The sequence below is a fragment of the Bacteroides ilei genome, assembly GCF_900128495.1.
Lineage (GTDB): Bacteria > Bacteroidota > Bacteroidia > Bacteroidales > Bacteroidaceae > Phocaeicola > Phocaeicola ilei.
This window is the reverse complement of sequence record NZ_LT635801.1, coordinates 3,356,619-3,375,583: the sequence shown is the minus strand read 5'-3', so window position 1 is coordinate 3,375,583 and position 18,965 is coordinate 3,356,619. Positions and strand designations below refer to the sequence as shown.

Here is an 18,965-nt window from a genome sequence, read left to right as displayed (position 1 = left end):
ATCAGTTTCCTCCTGTTGTATCGTCTACATTATCAGTACCGCTATCATCACCTGCAGAACCTACATTTTCTCCGGTTTCTGCATTATCTACTGCAGCCTTGAATACATATACACCGCTGGTGTTTGTATCACCTAAATTAAAATCTTCAGCCTTTTCTCCGAACAGTTTTTGACCGTCTGCTATAGAAGCATCTTTTCCTAACCGCAGATTTCCTTCCAAAAGACATTTATCAACAGTTCCGAATGTGGCTTTTCCTGCAAGTGAACCGACATATCCTTTTTCACTATAGATTTCGATACCTGTTATTTTACACTCTTTAATACTTCCATTTGTAATAGTACCCGCTATAGTACCGGTACAATCATTATCTTCCGTTCCTCCACTGATGGAAATACCATCTATCTTCAGATTGTTTATGCTACCGCCATTCAGCTCACCAACAAAACCAATATTGCCATTCTCTTTTTTAGTCAATTTAATATTACTAAGAGTATGTCCGTGTCCTTCCAAACAGTCTGTAAATGTCGTGATAAAAGATTGACAATTCTCAATGGTACTGCAATCAACATCGGCATATAAATGAAACGTCCATTTACCACTTTCATCATTTTTAGTACCATACTCTTTTAACTGATCATCACTTTGGGAATTGCTATTATAAGCTTCCATCCATCCTTTTAAATCCTCAGTAGTATAAATACCACCATTCTTACTTATCAAAATCGTCTCATTAGTCCATTCCTTAATCTCATGCGGATAAATAGTCGGGAATAATCCATCCAACTTAACAGTAACCGGATATCTATATCCACCATCCAATTTCAGATTATTTTCTGGATATATATATTGCATCGTGCCGAAATTATCCATCATCTGAATATATTCCACTTCCGCACCAGGGGGCAATATTACAGAATATACAGGTTTGGCATCTATTTGACCAACAGCCTGATAACTTTTGCAATAGTTGGTTTCGAATATCTGTTGGACACTTTCATCCGTATATGTTTTAAGAGTAAATTCACCTTTATCGTAAACCACAAATGCTTTTAATCCTTCCTTCAGCTTAACCTTTACTGTGGGATCAGAAATGGTCTCTGAATCAAATCCGTCTCCACGATAAATCATTAACATAGAGCAAGCATGCTTGAAACTATAAAATATTTTACCGTCATCAAGAGAACCGGTATTGCTTGCGGTAAGCAAGTCAATAACTTCATTCTTATTATCCTTGTAATACGGATTATTGTTTTTTTTGATATAAATGTCTATCGGATATTTCTTTTCACCTTCTGTTGTATTCTCATAATTATTTATCTCAGAATAAGGATAGTAAGCAAATGTTTTCCCAAGGTTGGTCATACTAGGTATTTGTATACCTTCATTTACGAAACTTGAGCCTTTAAAAATCAGAGGAGTATTCACCAGTGGATTAGTTTCAGTTCCATCTGTTCCATTAAGAGAATAGATACCTATCTTACAATCATCATGAAATCCGCCTCCGGCAACATCTGTTGAAAGGTATGAATAGAGTTCATTCATCGGTACGCCATATTTATCCTCATAAGAAGGTGTATTCTCAGCTCCTGCATCCCCTTCGCCTCTACTTGGTGCAGTAGAAACCTCTCCGATTCTGGCAAAAACCTCCAGATATCCTTTGGCGCCGGTAATGCCCTCTACACCTGATTCGTCAGTACATGCTGTACCTATACCGAATGCCAGGCAGGCAAGTATACTGTTTCTTATTATTGCTTTCATATTATTAATCTCCATCAGTTGTTGTTGTTAAAGTACCGTTTGATTCTACTTTATAGCCATTAATAAGATGGTTGTTAGATACAAAAGTAAAACCTGGGGTTTTATTTAATTCAAAGCCTAAACTTGTTCCAGTAATACTATCATCTGTGAAAGTTTTCCATAAATAGAACGTCCAAGTATCACCGTTTAATATTCCATACTTCCACAATGTCAAATTATCCCCGCTTGGATCCTCATTATAAGCATTAACCAATTCTTTCAGCTCTTCGGCTGTATAGACCCCAACTTGATTGGAATTTAACTGTGCATCACCCTTGTCAACCCATTTTTTTACCAGTACAGGCCTGAATTGTATTTGTGGATTCTCCCAATTACCCAACTCAACGTTAACAGTCAGATGGCAACCGGAAATAAATTCCAACAACTCATAACTATTTTCATAGGACATGGTTTCGGGCAACACACCTTTGAATGTGTTGGTCGTACCATCACCGTTATTTAAAGTAATTGACAATATTGGCCTTGAATTTTTTATGAACTCTTGTGGAGGAAAAATCCAATTTTCAGTAGTTACTGATCCATTTTGTTCAGTCTTTATTATGTCTAAAGTAATGGAATGTTCCTCATCAATTGGATCAATATTACTACCTATCGAAATCGCTCCTGTCAGTCTATTATAGGTAGAAGGCTTAGTAATTACACGGTATAACTTTACATCAATGTTTTCAGGATTATTCAAAATAGATTTTATTGTCTCGTCATTAGATTCTATGTTAAATGTCAGCATTGACATCAGATGCTTCAAACCAAAATGCACATAACTTAATGGAGCATTACTTACATCTTTTACTTTAACCGTTCCCCATACCAAATCATTTCCTGTACCGTTTTGTTCCGGAGCAGGGGCGGCATCATAAAGGGAAACATCACTTCCATCCTCTAATTTTATCTCCTGCAGATTTATTGAAGCTTTAGACGTAGTTGTGGTAAAACCATCTGTTTTAGGAACATTATCCAACACAAAAGAATTATTTACATTTGTATTGATATCACTCCATGTCAGCTTTTTATTATTTAAAATTGGGGTACCTTTTCCTTCCTGATCAAGTAGCACTTTTAATACAGTATAATTAGTTGTTGTACCTTTACCTATATATGAAAAATAATAATCACCAACAGCCGGTTCACTTTCAGCTCTTGACTGTAAAGTTTCATTAATGGTAACACTTATTTCCAGAGGATCATTTACGTTCAATCCAGTTTCTTCATTCAGTTCGTGGTTCGAGCAGGCAGCTATCAAAACACCCATAACCGCCACTACCATAATCTGTATTTTTTTCATGGGTTACTACCTCCTTCCTGATTATTTTCATTAGAATTACTATCTTCTCCATCTAAAATCATATCTGCAGATGCTTCCTTCCAAGGTTCTATACTAGCAGATAAAAGTAAAGGAAGACCTTCGTTCACGTCCCATTCCAAGTTTAATACCGTGATGTGAGACTGACTTAAACTTATGGCACCAGCACCTTCATTTCTAACAAACCGATAAGTCTTTTCTTTATTATTATCTATTTTAACTTTAAAACGGACAAAATCTTCCTGATCAATATTTACTCCTTCTTCATCATTTGGTACTGGAATTATGGCCAGGAAAGTATATGTCTGAGTCTTGTTATCTGAAGATACCTTACTACTTTGACGCCACATCGTAATATCTGTTTTTCCTCCAGTACCGTATACTGTACGTAATCCATCATTGGAAATTGTTGATGAATAGTTCACTGTAAATCCAGGTTGGACACCATGCACTTTCGCCTCAGTAAATGCATCTTTTTGAAGTCCTCCTACGCCTATTGGAACACTTACGTTCACCCTTACCATAGCTAAAGCATGATGGAAGGACAGTTCTATATCATTATACTTATCTTCCAACAGCATACGATGGTGAGCAAGCAGGAGATCACTGTTTTTAAAGCCGATACCATTATCTTTATTTTGATCAAATTGTACAGAATTAAACAGTGTATTTCCTGGATAATATACAGCTTCAAATATGTAAACAAAAGATGTTGGTGAAAAATCATTCCATGTCAGGACTGATTGTGTCTGTTCTACTTCATCTTCTGTATTTTCAGTCTCATTATCACTATTTCCCTGACCTGTTTGACTGGATTGTGTAAACTTATATCCTTTTTCCGGATCATATTCATTAGAAAAAGTAAAAATAGTCTTTTTATCATTAAAGTTAGGGGTATTGTAGAATACTGTATTCACCAAGCGTATTTGATCACCGTTAGTAAAAGTTTTCTTAATGTAATCTGCGTCTGCGCGCGAAGCATTTCCTGATTCGGATATGTCTGCCACCAAACGAACCTCTGTATTCTGAACCGTTTCAGCTGTTGGGGCAACCTTTTCCGCTGTACAGGCACTTATCGCCAGCAGTCCAACGTATAATATAATATATTTCAACTGTTTCATATAGTTTACCATTTAATTGATTCAGTTATTCATTTAAGGTTCCGAAAGCAATTCTTCCAATCCGCCTTCTATTGCAGTATCAGTTGTCCAATCAGTAATTTTTCCCCATACGACAATCTGACGATCGTCTGAACCCGCCAGCTTATTTATCTCAATGTTTACAATCACATGAGTACTGCGTATCAAGGATTTCAAAGCTCCAGTTTTATCTTTAATTTCAGCATCATAAGATTTACCATCTATACTAAAATGAATAGTATAATGTTGCTCAGTTACATCAGGATAAGGAAGATATTTACTTTCATGACAATAAAAATCTGGAATGGTATATGTATTATTACCTTCTTCTGCAAGTACAGTAAAAGACGATGTTGATGTTCCTGTACCTGCTTCTGACTCTCCTTCGTTTCCAGATGACGGAATAGGAACAGAAAATACACCATGCTCAGCGCCAGACGGTATTTCATATTTCGTGAAATATTCCTTTGCACCATCTCCCGTTACATTTTCTACCCACTCATCCCATTTCTCATTATGTGGTAACAGGTAAGAACAGTCGGCAATACTTGAAATTTTAAAGTCAGAGACTGTAATTTCCTGTCCAGTATTATTAGTAAACGTAAACGAGAATTTGACAGCAGCAATGGCAATGTAGCATGTGTAATCTTCAGGAATCTCAGGAACAACATCTGCGGGAGTATCACCTTCTGTGGTTCCATCGCCATCGGCTGGAGTATCACCATCCTTATTTTCATCACCGGCTGTGTCTTCCTCTTCTTCGGCTACCTCAACTTCGTATTTCGAAGTAAAAGGAAGACGGCCTTCAGGTAACAGATTTATGACATGCTTATCAACTTCATCATTCCATGTATCACCCTTAGAAGGGATAACAAGACCTAAATCTTCGGTATTAGCCAACAGGTAAAGAAGTTTTTTCCCTCCCTTATCCAAACCGATGGTGTAAGTACTTCCATCACGATTAGGGAAGCTATGCAGACGATTGTAATCCACAATGTTGGTCTCTTCATCGACTACAATTATACGTAAACGCTCTATTTTTTCCCTTTCCGGAATATTATCGTCAGCTCTTGTACCGGCGCCTGGCACGGCTGTGTGGATAGTCAGCGTAGCAGTAGAGCCGTCGCTTATGCCGTTATCCGGTTCTTCCATAACCGACGAGCATGCAGACAGCATCCAGCAGGCGAATACCCAACCGATACTTAGCATTGCTATTTTAATCACTCTTTTCATGGCATCGTAATATTATTCAGTCGTACTACCCAGTCGTTAATAATGATTTGAGCGTCAACCCACATATGATTTCTGTCGAGGAAGAAAATCATCGACCATTCATTCTCACGGTCGAGGTATTCCTGATCACCCATGTCGGCATAACGGTCGCTCTTAAGGAGCAGCAGGTAATCATTCAATGGTATATTTACCACTTCGTCTTCCGTTGCATTATTAGTGATAATCAGTCGCGGATGGTTGCCTGTAGTAAGGCGTGAAGTGGAAAATTCGGCGTAAGCTACAGTAACCTTACCGCTACCCTCTTCGCCTTCGCCAACAGTACGTTGGCCCTGAACCCAAGGCATATACGTAATATAGCCGTTCTCAATCAATGAATTATCATTGGCAAACAAGGTATTGTCATCGTTCACAATACGGAATGTGAAATCCTCATCCGATACCGGCAGACCGTTCAGCTGCTGCAGGATAATCCGGATATTGTTGGTATTCTTCATCATATACACCGTTTCGTCCTTATACAGGTCTTCCTCTACCGTTACATCCAGCGAACCGAAGAAGAAATCGTGCAAGAGCTTGTCGGACGTCAGGTTATCGTGTTGCATCTGGACAGACAGACCGGAAAGTACGTCGGTAGCATCTACAGGCTCGTCCGTTACGGCAAAAGAATGTTGCTCGCAGGCCAATCCTCCGTATGCCACCAGATGATAGTCGCCCGGTTCAAGGTCAATACGCATACGGTAGTTCTCGTCACTAAGAACATCAGAGGTTTCCTCACGGGTAGCTACATAGTTTCCCTGGCCGTCGTAAATATAAAGCGTCACACAATCCACCTTGCTCGGGAATGCGTTGGCATATTCCATATTATAATCGTACACAAAACGCAATGATACACCACGCTCACAGGGCATAAGATCTTCGTGGATATATTCGCATGAGGTGAATATCATCCACGGGCACAAAAGCAGGAGTATCAGATAGGATAATTTTTTATTTTCTATATATTTCATGGCTTTTCATTATTTAATCAAAAGTTATTGTAAATTTACGCGTTACCCATGGAAGTACCTTAACGGTAAGTTTCAATTGAGGACCATCATCCGGTACCGGTGTCGGTTCCGGATCAGGTTCCGGATTTTCGGGATCCGGATTTTCGGGATCTCCAAAACTGTAAAGGGCATCTACCTGAAGCTTATATACATTATTCCGTACTACAGCAAATTCCATTGGACCTGTATTGCCGTCGTCATAATTATCATTATGCTTGTTCCAATAATAATAGTGTGTATAGTATTTACCGTCGGCTGCATTAGGCATAAAAGCTGTAAATCCGGCTTCCAGATATCCCATTCCGCCATTTACCGCCTCATATGCTTCTTTCAGACGTGTATTGTCGCCTTTGGAGGCAGCTTCTTTTACAGCATCCCAATCGCCATACAGAACTCTATCGAAAACGTATATGGTTTTACCGCTGTCCATCACACCTTCCAGGCTGTTGCCTTTATCGGGAATAATGACAGCTTTCAGCAGGATGCCTGTAAGCAAAGCATTAGACTGGCTGCTCATATATGGAACCGTATTTTCTGATGCATATCTCCAGATATGATATCCATTATACTTCTGGTCGTCGTTCCATGACTCATCTTCATCCTCTTCATTATCAGATATGTCACTCAGACTTGTAAACTTTCGATCGTCCGGTGTCTCAAGATTATAGAAATAATAATCCTGCTTGTCAGCCCAACCGTTGGCAACATATCCGACCTTTTGCGTAGCGTCTGTATCGACTACATAGTTCGAAACAGTCTCTGTTCCGCTGATAACAGGATTTGAATATCCGTCGGCGGCATTCGAAACTCTTCTCCAGTAATAAAAGCTCCTGCTCATATTGACAAGAGCTATGTCGGTAAGCTGGACAGATACTCCAGGATTGTTTTGATATGTCTCGGATCCGTCAGTCTTGTCGTACACACGGTATATATTGTCGGTCATCTTAGCCCTATAATCAAAACGGGCCACAGCACGTTCCACACGGATTGTACCCAAATTCCATGGATTGACCTTGCTGAACTCACTTACATTGCCCGGAAAATAAGCCGTATGAGGAACCGCATTCGACATAAAGAAGCGGTTATCCTCCCACGCACGGCAGTTTTCACTTTCTCCTTGCGGAATTGTGTATGCCTGATCAAGGAAATCTGAAACCGGTGTACCGGAAGCAAGCGCTCCTGCAGCTTCTTTCAATTTATCGTCCGGATTACAGAACAGATATACCTGTAAATCACCAGCTTGTTTATAATACTCCAATTCTTCGGCCTGTACATTCAACGTGTACTGATTGGATGTCGCCTTAGTTACAGGAGCCGTTCCATCATAAACGAAATTTCCCTCCTCATCGGCAAAAATCAGAATCACTTCCGAAATATTATTTTCACGGTCCTTACCTATTTCATTGCCGTCGTCGGACGTGACATAACCGTCATCGTCAGGATCGTCTGTCACACTACGTGCAGGCAATCCTCCTTCATTCATCTTGACCGTAAAAGTGATATATACAGAAGAATCCATATCCGTTTGTCCCTGGCTGTCTGCCACCTCATCTTTACAGGCGAAACAGAAAGCAACAAGGCATCCCAAAATACAATATTTATAGAATCGTTTCATTCTTTTTTCTGTTTCTTGTTCTTTAATCATTCATTACGTTTGGCAGCAATCTGCTTCAGGTTTTCAGCAGCCTGTTCTGCTACTGACGTATTTTCCAATTGTTTGAGCAGAGCCTCTGCTTCGTCCAGATTTCCTTCGAGCATAAGCAAAGACGCCTCGGCCAACTTCTTTTCGGGTACATCGGCAGCCTTAGTCAGATAACGGCGTGCGGCATCCAGACGTTTTGTACCGATAGCTGTAACAGCAGCATTCAGATTGGAAACAGGATCGTCCGGATACATGCGTACAGCTATTTCGAATATTTCATTGTATCTCTCACTTCCCGGCTCGAATGTCTGTGCAACCTGGAACATTTCGTTCAGGCTCAACTGTTTGGGATCAGTATAGATAAGCTCTTTAGCCTCATCGACAGTAAAATTACGTATGGTGTATTTCACGGTATAATCCGAATGGCGCAATGCCGGATAGATATCACGCAGGATAATACGATAGTCTTTTCCTCCGTTTACTTCCTTCAACTTCCACTCACGCTGATCCCAATCCGACGGAGTATCGGCATTTATGATTGCCAAAATCTCGTCCTTTCCTTCAAGAGACGATTCATTGACCATACGTTCCAGCCCTACCCAATCCTCAGGCTCAAAATCGACGGTAAACCGGGCATTCTGGAAATGATACAGGCCCTGTACATAATTGAGCAACGCTTTGGCACGGTTCTCTGCCAGATAGGCATTATTGCTATATGAACCTTCAGGTGAAGCATAACCCTTGATGTGTACTTCAGTAATGGTGGCATATTTATCGTTACGCACCTTATCGATCGTTTCACGGATTTTCTGCAATTCGGAAGGATTCTTACGATAATCCGGATAGATGGTTATCTTGTTGACAGGGAAATCAAGGAAAGCACTTCCCTCAATGGAACGCGCCTTTACCTGTTCGGCCTGCGGTACTACGTATGCCAGCATAGGCTTCAATACGATAGGCTGAGCCATATTGATAGGAAACAGCGGATCTTTATCATTCTGCAGGCTTTCCCATCCACAACCGCATAAATCAGTTATTAACGACACTTCCGACTTTTCCATCCATTTACGGAAAGGCACACGGGCATAATAATCGAAAGTCTGCTCCTTACCGTTCCTGCGACGCAACTCAAATTCGCCGTCGTCCTGAGGATTACGTCCGGACCTTTCATATAATATATGGCGGCTTCGTCCGTTTACAAGCAACGGTGGCAATGCTACCACACTGTCTCCGCGTTCTATTACAGGTGTATATACAAGACTCTTTCCGGAAGCCACTTCAGTCTGGCTCAGATCAATGATCATACTGACAACCAGAGACGAATCTACACGCTCCACTAACTGTTGACGAACCACGACATGTGCTTCTTCATTCTTCTGCGCTACTGCAGACGACAGGAAGAAGAAGCTACCCAATACAACTATGAAAAACATCTTTTTCATCATCTGTTTCCTCCTTCCTTTTTAAAATTGATAGATTAAATTGATGGCAGCCTGAGTCGGACCGAAATAGTGTTTCTTTATGGTTTCAATCTTGTTCCCGCAATTCGCACAAGGATACTTTTCAGAATTGAGGTAAAGATACCCCACACCGACTGTCGCTTCCAGCCCCCAATGCTTGGACAACAGCCAGGAATAACCATAACTTAATCCAACTCCAGTTCCCCATCCCTGATGACGTTCATTTTCCGTACCCAACAGTTTGATGTCGGACACATTATATATTAAATAAGGTACATGCAAGCCAAGGAAATGGCCATAAAAACTTTCACAGAACCAATAACGGATTTCCGGATGCAGACGGAAGTGTTTGATAGACTTTCCATAACTTCCATCATCATTCTTTCCATCAAAAGGATTCAGACCGGCTTCTATATCCAAGGTCCATTTTTTTGCCAGACGCAACTCTGCCCCTATATTAGGGGTAACAGTTCCCCAATATAGCAGATTTGTCTTCACACCCATTGTAAAGCCTGATATATCTTCCACATTTTTCTGTGCATAGCTTTCCAATGCAAACAACGATAAAAATACCCAAAAGAGACTTCTTTTCATAATCTGTTCTCCTATTATTTACTAAACCTCAAGCTGAAACAGACAGCCCTAAACGACACATCTAGCTCAATTATTTATTACAAGACATATAACAAAATGTACCAACAAAATCTAGCTTCAATATTCCTTCATATAAAACTCTACATAGGCCTAAACTACAATAAATTTCGAGACAAAGTAAAGAAAATATTTTTTAAAATAAACAGAATGAAAATATTTTTTCATTTTATCTATTCAACAACATATTTTATCTTATAATCAAATATGTAATACTACATACTATCTATATAAATTACCAGATACACATTATTAATATTATGAAGTATATATACAGTTGACTTGACAACTTTTTACACGCAAAAAAGGAATAGGCAGCATGTATAAGATTCACATAAATTAAATTTTAAGAACAATTAGAGCTTGGGTATTTCCAGAGCTGTACGCCCTCAGGAAACGGATGTAACTTAAAATCAGCAGCCTCAAAAAAAGATGAAGGCCTTTCCGGAAAACATCAAGTTCTTCTGCCGGAAAGATCAAGTTCCTTGAACGGAAATTACAAGGTGTTTCAGAAAAAACGTCAAGGTGTCAGGAACAATATTTCAAATTGTTTTCGGGACAGCGGTTATTCTGACATTTGACGGAATAAATATACGGAAGCTGTTACACTATGGAACGATTTTCAACAGACTTATGCCGGCAACTAAATAATATTTATATATTTGCAATTCATAAAGACCTTTATCCCGAGAAGATAAATAACGGTCTACCCCTAACAAAACATCTATATCTATGGACTGCACCAATATTATAGGAGAAAAGATTGCGGCATTGCGCACCGCCAAGGAAATCAGTATAGAAGAACTGGCCGACCGTACCGGACTGGCCGAAGAACAGATTATCCGTATAGAAAACAATATCGACATCCCGTCGCTGGCACCGCTCATCAAGATAGCGCGCGCCCTGGGAGTACGGCTGGGAACTTTCCTCGACGATGTGACCGACGAAGTCGGGGCGGTAGTCTGCCGGAAAGGTGAATCGGACGCCACCATCAGCTTCTCGAACAACGCGCTCGACGCACGCCAGCACATGCATTACCATTCGCTCTCCCGTTCCAAGACCGACCGCCACATGGAACCGTTCATCATCGACATCCTTCCCGACGACGGTCAGCAGTTCAGCCTCTCGGCCCACGAAGGCGAAGAATTCATCATGGTGCTGAAAGGTACGCTCGAAATAAACTACGGGAAACATACCTACCTGCTGGAAGAGGGAGACACCATCTATTATGACTCCATCGTGCCTCATCACGTACATGCGTTCGAAGGACAGGCCGCACAGATCCTGGCGGTAATCTATACACCCATTTAAAAGCAAAGCTATGTTACAGTTATCAGAAAGGACATTGGGCGGATGGGTAGAGCATTGGGCCGAGACGACCCCCGACAAAGAATACATCGTCTATTCCGACCGTAACCTGCGGTTTACCTGGAAACAGTTCAACCAGCGGGTGGACAGCATGGCGAAAGGGCTGCTGGCCATCGGCGTCACGCACGGAACCCACGTAGGGATCTGGGCGGGGAATGTGCCCGACTGGCTGACCTTCCTCTATGCCTGCGCCAAGATCGGTGCGGTGGCGGTTACGGTAAACACCAGCTACAAGCAGTCGGAACTGGAATACCTCTGTGAAAACTCCGACATGCACACGCTCTGCATCGTCGACGGGGAAAAGGACAGCAACTTCGTGGAGATGACCTACACCATGCTGCCCGAACTGAAGACCTTCGAACGCGGACACATGAAAAGCAAACGCTTCCCCTGCATGCGCAACGTCATCTATATCGGCCAGGAGAAATACAGGGGGATGTACAACACCGCAGAAATCCTCCTGCTGGGGAACAACGTAGACGATGACGTGCTGACAGAAGCCAAGAAGAAGGTGAACTGCCACGATACGGTAAACATGCAGTATACTTCGGGAACGACCGGCTTCCCCAAGGGGGTGATGCTCACCCATTACAACATTACAAACAACGGTTTCCTGACGGGCGAACACATGAAGTTCACTTCCGCCGACAAGCTTTGCGTATGCGTACCGCTGTTCCATTGCTTCGGCGTGGTACTGGCTACCATGAACTGCCTTACACACGGATGTACCCAGGTCATGATAGAACGCTTCGACCCGTTGCTGGTACTCGCCTCCATCCATAAGGAACGTTGTACGGCGGTGTACGGGGTACCTACCATGTTCATTGCCGAACTCAATCATCCGATGTTCGACATGTTCGACCTTTCCTGCCTGCGCACCGGCATCATGGCGGGATCGCTCTGCCCGATAGAGCTGATGAAGCAGGTGGAAGAGAAGATGTTCATGCGGGTGACCAGCGTATACGGACTTACCGAAGCTTCGCCGGGTATGACGCATAGCCGCATAGACGACCCGCAGGAAGTACGCTTCACGACGGTAGGACATGACTTCGAGTTCACCGAAGTTAAGGTCATCGACCCGGAAACCGGCAAGGAATGTCCCGTAGGTGTACAGGGTGAGATGTGCAACCGCGGATACAACAACATGAAGGGATATTACAAGAACCCTCAGGCCACGGCCGAAGTGATCGACCGGAACGGGTTCCTCCATTCGGGCGACCTGGGCATCAAGGACGAAAACGGCAATTACCGCATTACGGGCCGTATCAAGGACATGATTATCCGCGGCGGAGAGAACATCTATCCGCGCGAAATCGAAGAATTCCTGTACCAGATGCCGGGTATCAAGGATGTGCAGGTGGCAGGAATACCTTCACCCAAATACGGAGAAGCCGTAGGGGCGTTCATCATCCTGCATGAAGGATACCGCATGAACGAATTCGACGTGCGTGAATTCTGCCAGGGGAAGATAGCCCGCTACAAGATACCGAAATACGTCTTTTTCGTAGACAGCTTCCCGATGACGGGCAGCGGAAAGATACAGAAATTCAAACTGAAGGATATCGGACTGGAACTTTGCCGGCAACAAGGCATAGAAGTCATCTGATCCTCAGACGGAAATACAGAAAAAATAAGATCAGCTTATGAAAACAACCTTATTACAGACAGATATCCGTTGGGCCGACCCGGAGGCCAACCGGCAACGGCTGGAACAACGCCTGGCCGAATTGCCTCCAGCCGACCTGTATGTGTTCCCCGAGATGTTCTCTACCGGGTTCTGCACGGACCCGGAAGGGATAGCCGAAGAGAACGTACACGAAGGTACGCTGGCATGGATGCAACGTGTGGCCGCATCCCGCAACTGTGCTCTGGCCGGAAGCGTAGCCGTCAAGGAGGACGGGAAATTCTATAACCGTTTCTACTTTGTATACCCCGACGGCAAGTGGTGTTTCTACGACAAGAAGCACCTCTTCACCTACGGCGGGGAGCACAAGACGTTCACCGCAGGAAAGGAACGCGTCATCGTGACGTACCGGAACGTGCGCATCCTGCTACAGGTATGCTATGATCTCCGTTTCCCGGTATGGTCGCGAAACCGCAAGGATTATGACATGGCCATCTATGTGGCCAGTTGGCCTACCCCCCGCGTAGAAGCCTGGAACGCCCTGTTGCGCGCCCGTGCCATCGAAAACCAGTGTTACGTGGCCGGCGTGAACCGTGTGGGTGAAGACCCGTATTGCCATTATTGCGGCGGCACGGTACTGATTGACCCGTACGGCCGTACATTGGAAGCCTGCCGTCAGGGAGAAGAAGACCAGGTGACGGCCGACATCGACCTGGAGGAACTGGAACGTTTCCGCCGGAAATTTCCGGTATTGGACGATGCGGATACCTTTGAAATTAATTTAATGCCCATGAAAAACAACTGAACCATCATGAACAAGAAACTTTTATTAGGAGACGAGGCGATTGCCTTGGGAGCCCTGCACGCCGGAATCAAGGGTGTGTATGCCTACCCCGGAACGCCGAGTACGGAAATTACGGAATTCATACAGAAATCGCCGCTGGCCGCCGAACGCGGAATCCATTCCAGCTGGTGTACCAACGAGAAGACGGCCATGGAGGCCGCGCTGGGCATGTCGTATGCCGGACGCCGGGCCATCGTGTGCATGAAACATGTAGGTCTGAACGTGGCGGCCGACGCCTTTGTCAATTCGGCCATTACGGGCGTGAACGGCGGACTGATAGTCATTGTGGCCGACGACCCCACCATGCACTCTTCCCAGAACGAACAGGACTCCCGTTTCTACGGGAAGTTCTCGCTGATGCCGATACTGGAACCCTCTTCACAACAGGAAGCCTACCGGATGATGGCTTACGGCTTCGAGCTCTCCGAACGGGAGAAGCTACCGGTACTGCTCCGTGTTACCACCCGTATGGCCCACTCGCGTGCGGCCGTAGAAGTGGCCGATACGCCACAGGAGCTCCAGGCCCTTCCTTATGCCAAGGATCCGTCGTCGTGGGTACTCCTGCCCGCCAATGCCCGCCGGCAATACATCTCACTGATCGGAAAACAGACGGTGCTGGAGCAGGCGGCTGCCGCATACAACCGCCTGGAAAAGGACGGAACGGAAAAGAAACCGGGCATCATAGCCTGCGGCATCGGCTATAACTACGTGAAGGAAGCCGAAGCCGGAAAGGGAGGCTATCACATCCTGAAGGTGTCACAATACCCGTTGCCGAAAGACAAGATACGGGAACTGGCCGCCTGTAGCAGTGAAATTCTGGTGGTAGAAGACGGACAGCCCTTCGTGGAAGAACAGGTTCCGGGCATCCTGGGTGCCGGATATGTGGTGAAAGGACGGCTCACCGGCCACCTGCCCCGTACCGGGGAGCTGACTCCCGATTGTGTGGCGGCTGCCATGGGAAAGGCTTCACAACGTTATTTCGATACTCCCAAGAACCTGGTTCCGCGCCCGCCCGCTCTCTGCCAGGGTTGCGGCCACCGCGACGTTTACAATGCCTTGAACGAGGTGGTGAAGGAATACCCCGACGCCCGTGTATTTGCCGACATCGGTTGCTATACGCTGGGGGCGTTGCCTCCTTTCCGCGCCATAGACAGCTGTGTGGATATGGGTGCATCCATTACCATGGCGAAAGGGGCCGCCGACGCAGGACTGTTCCCGGCCATTGCGGTAATAGGCGACTCTACCTTCACTCATTCCGGCATGACCGGACTGCTTGACGCGGTGAACGACCGTGCCAACATCACCGTGGTCATCTCGGACAACCTGACCACCGCCATGACCGGCGGACAGGATTCGGCCGGAACCAACAAGTTCGAAGCCATCTGCCTCGGACTGGGTGTAGAACCGGAACACGTGCGCGTGGTAGTGCCGCTCCCCAAAAACATGGAAGAGATTACCCGCACCATCCGCGAGGAAATCGAGTATAACGGGGTGTCTGTCATCATTCCGCGCCGCGAATGTATCCAGACCCTCAACCGTAAGTTGAAACAACAAAGAAAGAACCAGTAACCATGAAAACAGATATTATACTTTCGGGCGTGGGAGGACAGGGTATCCTCTCCATCGCCACGATTATCGGCGAGGCAGCCACTAAATCCGGCCTGCAACTGAAACAGGCCGAAGTACACGGAATGAGCCAGCGCGGAGGCGACGTCCAGTCGAACCTCCGCCTCTCCGACGGTGAGATTGCCTCCGACCTGATTGCGCTGGGCACGGCCGACATGATCCTGTCGCTCGAGCCGATGGAAGCCCTCCGCTACCTGCCTTACCTCAACAAGGGCGGGTGGATCATCACGTCGTCGGCTCCGTTCAAGAATATCCCGAACTATCCGGACGACCAGGCTCTGACCGACGAGCTGAAAGCGCTTCCGCACGTGATACTGGTAGATGTAGACCGTCTGGCCCACGAACATAACATGCCCAAGGCGGCCAACGTTATCCTGCTGGGGGCGGCTTCCCGCTTCCTGGGTATCCTTTCGGTGGAAGAGTTGCGCGAAAGCATCGGCCGGGTATTCGGCGCGAAGGGCGAAGCCGTGGTTGAAATGAACAAGAAGGCGTTCGACATAGGCTATGCGGCCGCCGAAAAACAAGGATAAGGAGGGAGGCGTATGAAACATCAAGTATTCAGTGAAGAACTGGTGGCCCAGGTAGTGAAGGAGCTGAAGGTCGCCAACCTGGAACAGGCCACCATAGGCGAAGTGCTGCTGGTAGCCTCCCGCCTGGAAGAGCTTACCGGTATCCCGTTCATCCGTATGGACCAGGGATCGCCGGGCCTGCCGGCCAACCGCATCGGGATAGAGGCCGAAAAGGAGGCTCTGGACCGTGGCGTGGGCTCGCAATATCCCGCGGCCGCCGGAGTGGCCGAACTGAAGGCCGCCGCCTCCAGGTTTGTGAAAGCTTTTGTAGACATCGATATCCCGGCCGAAGGCTGTATCCCTACCACCGGTTCGGTTGCGGCTTCGTTCGGAGCGTTCATCGCCTGCACCCAGCGCATTCCGGGAAAGGACAAGGTCTTGTTCATCGATCCGGGATTCCCCATACAGAAGTCGCAACTACGCATCATCGGGGTGGAATGGAAATGGTTCGACATCTATCATTACCGTGGCGAGGCCCTGCGCGCCAAGCTGGAGGAATACCTCAGCCAGGGCGACATAGCCGCCATCGTCTATTCGAACCCGAACAACCCGGCATGGATCTGCCTGGAAGACTCCGAGCTGAAGATCATCGGCGAACTGGCTACCCGCTATGATGCGGTGGTGATGGAAGACATGGCTTATTTCTGCATGGACTTCCGCCAGGACATGGGCAAGCCTTACGAACCGCCCTTCCCGCCTACCGTGGGCAAGTATACCGACAATTATGTGCTGATGCTCTCCTCATCGAAGATATTCAGCTACGCCGGCCAGCGCATGGCGGTGATCTGTGTCCCCGAGAAGCTCTTCAACACCTATTATCCGGCTCTGGCGGAACGTTACGGCGATTCGGGCGTATTCGGGCAGACCCTCATCGCATCCATCCTCTACATGATCACGTCCGGATGCACGGCATCTACCCAATACGCATACGCCGCCATGCTCGACGCGGCGGTGGAGGGACGCATCGACTTCGTGGCAGATACCCGTGAATATGCACGCCGTGCCGAGCGCATGAAGAAGATCTTTACGGACAACGGTTTCCACATCGTTTACGACTATGACGTGACACGGCCCGTGGGCGACGGATTCTTCTTTACCCTGGGCTACGGCAATCTTTCCAGCGGCCAGCTCCTGAAGGAGCTCCTGTACTATGGGGTGAGCAGCATCGCACTGGGCACCACCGGAAGCGAGCAGCAGGGTGTACGTGCCTGCACATCGCGGATGCGCGACGAGCTTTACCCCGTCATGGAAGAACGCATGAAGGCCTTCCACATGGACCATCCGCTGGACTGAACAACCTTGAATATTCATACAATACATACCAATACCAAGAAAAACACTATGATCTGGAACAAAAGCAAAGAGTGCATGAGCCGCGAAGAGATGAGGGAACTCCAGGGCAAGCGGTTGCACAAGCTGGTGGAACTGGTGTATCACAACACCCCGTTCTACCGGAACAAACTACAGGAGATGGACATCACCCCCGATGACATCCAGACGATAGACGATATCGTGAAACTCCCGTTCACCACCAAGCAGGACCTGCGCGACAACTACCCGTACGGGCTCCAGGCGGCTTCGCTTCAGGAAATCGTCCGTATACACGCATCGTCGGGTACCACCGGTAACCCTACCGTGGTGGGCTATACCCGCCGTGACCTGGACATCTGGAAGGAAGCTACCGCCCGGTGCCTGGCGGCCTACGGCATTACGCGCGACGATGTCTTTTCCGTGGGCTACGGCTACGGCCTGTTCACCGGAGGTCTGGGTCTCCACTACGGCGTGGAACACCTGGGAGCCACGGTTGTACCCACTTCGACCGGAAACACCGAGAAGCACCTGCACCTGCTACGCGACCTGAAGGTGACGGGACTGGCCTGCACCCCGTCGTACGCGCTCTACCTGGCCGAAGCCATGGACAGATACGGCATGACGAAAGATGACCTGCACCTGCGTGTAGGAGCCTTCGGAGCCGAACCGTGGACCGAAAACATGCGCCGGGAAATCGAATCGCGCCTGGGGCTCCAGGCCTATAACATCTACGGACTGAGCGAGATTTCCGGTCCCGGCGTTTCATACGAATGTGCCTGCAAGTGCGGTTCGCACATCTGCGAAGACCATTTCTACCCCGAAATCATCAACCCCGATACGGGCGAAGTGCTCCCTTACGGCGAAACGGGCGAACTGGTGTTCACTACCCTGACCAAGACCGGCATGCCGTTGCTACGTTACCGCACCAAGGACCTCACTTCACTCATAGGTGAGCCCTGCGAATGTGGGCGTACCAACGTGCGTATGACCCGCATCATCGGCCGTTCGGACGATATGCTCATCATCCGGGGCATCAACGTATTCCCGTCGCAGGTGGAAAGTGTCATCCTCGAGATGAAGGAGTTCGAGCCGCAATACATGCTGGTGGTAGACCGCCAGGGCATGCTCGACACCCTCGAAATCCAGGTAGAGCTGCGCAAGGAACTCTACTCCGACGAGATGGGTACGCTCCTGGGCCTGAAGAAGAAGCTGGCCGACCGCCTGAAGAGTGTCCTTTCCATCAGCGCCAACGTCAAGCTCATGGAGCCGAACTCCATTCCGCGTAGCGAAGGAAAGGGCAAGCATGTAATCGATAACAGGAAACTTAAATAAA

General features: G+C 46.7%; 15 protein-coding genes. 7 read left to right on the top strand and 8 right to left on the bottom strand.

The window, feature by feature from the left end:
- Position 1 precedes the first annotated feature (1 nt).
- From BQ7489_RS14375 to BQ7489_RS14340, 8 genes are read right to left on the bottom strand one after another with little or no spacing between them, the layout of a single operon-like run.
- A complete protein-coding gene (locus BQ7489_RS14375; protein ID WP_072531630.1) occupies positions 2-1,774 on the bottom strand; it encodes a hypothetical protein in 1,773 nt (590 codons plus the stop codon).
- On the bottom strand, positions 1,764-3,101 hold the full coding sequence (locus tag BQ7489_RS14370; RefSeq protein ID WP_072531629.1) for a hypothetical protein: 1,338 nt from the start codon (positions 3,099-3,101) through the stop codon (positions 1,764-1,766). The genes BQ7489_RS14375 and BQ7489_RS14370 overlap by 11 nt, the downstream gene beginning before the upstream one ends.
- Positions 3,098-4,240 carry a fimbrillin family protein gene (locus tag BQ7489_RS14365; protein ID WP_162617819.1) on the bottom strand — a complete coding sequence of 381 codons (1,143 nt, stop codon included), beginning with the start codon at positions 4,238-4,240 and terminating at the stop codon, positions 3,098-3,100. Before BQ7489_RS14365 ends, BQ7489_RS14370 begins: the two co-directional genes overlap by 4 nt.
- Before the next feature lie 33 nt (positions 4,241-4,273).
- Positions 4,274-5,491 (bottom strand): hypothetical protein, encoded by a 1,218-nt coding sequence (locus tag BQ7489_RS14360; RefSeq protein WP_162617818.1) that lies wholly within the window; start codon positions 5,489-5,491, stop codon positions 4,274-4,276.
- Entirely contained in the window at positions 5,488-6,498 is a 1,011-nt protein-coding gene (locus BQ7489_RS14355) for a FimB/Mfa2 family fimbrial subunit (RefSeq protein WP_072531626.1), read from the bottom strand. Before BQ7489_RS14355 ends, BQ7489_RS14360 begins: the two co-directional genes overlap by 4 nt.
- 13 nt (positions 6,499-6,511) lie before the next feature.
- A complete protein-coding gene (locus tag BQ7489_RS14350; RefSeq protein ID WP_072532212.1) occupies positions 6,512-8,152 on the bottom strand; it encodes an Mfa1 family fimbria major subunit in 1,641 nt (546 codons plus the stop codon).
- Positions 8,153-8,178: 26 nt separating this feature from the next.
- Entirely contained in the window at positions 8,179-9,621 is a 1,443-nt protein-coding gene (locus BQ7489_RS14345) for a DUF3868 domain-containing protein (protein ID WP_072532211.1), read from the bottom strand.
- A 21-nt stretch (positions 9,622-9,642) separates the two neighbouring features.
- Positions 9,643-10,233, bottom strand: a complete 591-nt coding sequence (locus BQ7489_RS14340) for a DUF3575 domain-containing protein (RefSeq protein WP_072531625.1) — start codon at positions 10,231-10,233, stop codon at positions 9,643-9,645.
- A gap of 789 nt (positions 10,234-11,022) precedes the next feature.
- On the opposite strand from BQ7489_RS14340, the gene BQ7489_RS14335 reads away from it, so the two are divergent.
- Genes BQ7489_RS14335 through BQ7489_RS14305 form a run of 7 tightly spaced genes read left to right on the top strand, consistent with a single transcriptional unit; the run spans position 11,023 to position 18,964 of the window.
- Entirely contained in the window at positions 11,023-11,601 is a 579-nt protein-coding gene (locus tag BQ7489_RS14335) for a helix-turn-helix domain-containing protein (protein ID WP_072531624.1), read from the top strand.
- A 10-nt stretch (positions 11,602-11,611) separates the two neighbouring features.
- On the top strand, positions 11,612-13,264 hold the full coding sequence (locus tag BQ7489_RS14330) for an AMP-binding protein (RefSeq protein WP_072531623.1): 1,653 nt from the start codon (positions 11,612-11,614) through the stop codon (positions 13,262-13,264).
- Between the two features lie 37 nt (positions 13,265-13,301).
- A complete protein-coding gene (locus BQ7489_RS17485) occupies positions 13,302-14,087 on the top strand; it encodes an amidohydrolase (protein ID WP_072531622.1) in 786 nt (261 codons plus the stop codon).
- A 3-nt stretch (positions 14,088-14,090) separates the two neighbouring features.
- A complete protein-coding gene (locus BQ7489_RS14320; protein WP_204352774.1) occupies positions 14,091-15,695 on the top strand; it encodes a thiamine pyrophosphate-dependent enzyme in 1,605 nt (534 codons plus the stop codon).
- A gap of 2 nt (positions 15,696-15,697) precedes the next feature.
- On the top strand, positions 15,698-16,282 hold the full coding sequence (locus BQ7489_RS14315) for an indolepyruvate oxidoreductase subunit beta (protein WP_072531620.1): 585 nt from the start codon (positions 15,698-15,700) through the stop codon (positions 16,280-16,282).
- 12 nt (positions 16,283-16,294) lie between these two features.
- The gene (locus tag BQ7489_RS14310) at positions 16,295-17,614 is read left to right on the top strand and encodes an aminotransferase class I/II-fold pyridoxal phosphate-dependent enzyme (RefSeq protein WP_072531619.1); all 1,320 of its coding nucleotides are present in this window, start codon (positions 16,295-16,297) and stop codon (positions 17,612-17,614) included.
- 48 nt (positions 17,615-17,662) lie between these two features.
- Positions 17,663-18,964, top strand: coding sequence for a phenylacetate--CoA ligase family protein (locus BQ7489_RS14305; protein ID WP_072531618.1), 1,302 nt, complete (start codon positions 17,663-17,665; stop codon positions 18,962-18,964).
- Position 18,965: the final 1 nt, after the last annotated feature.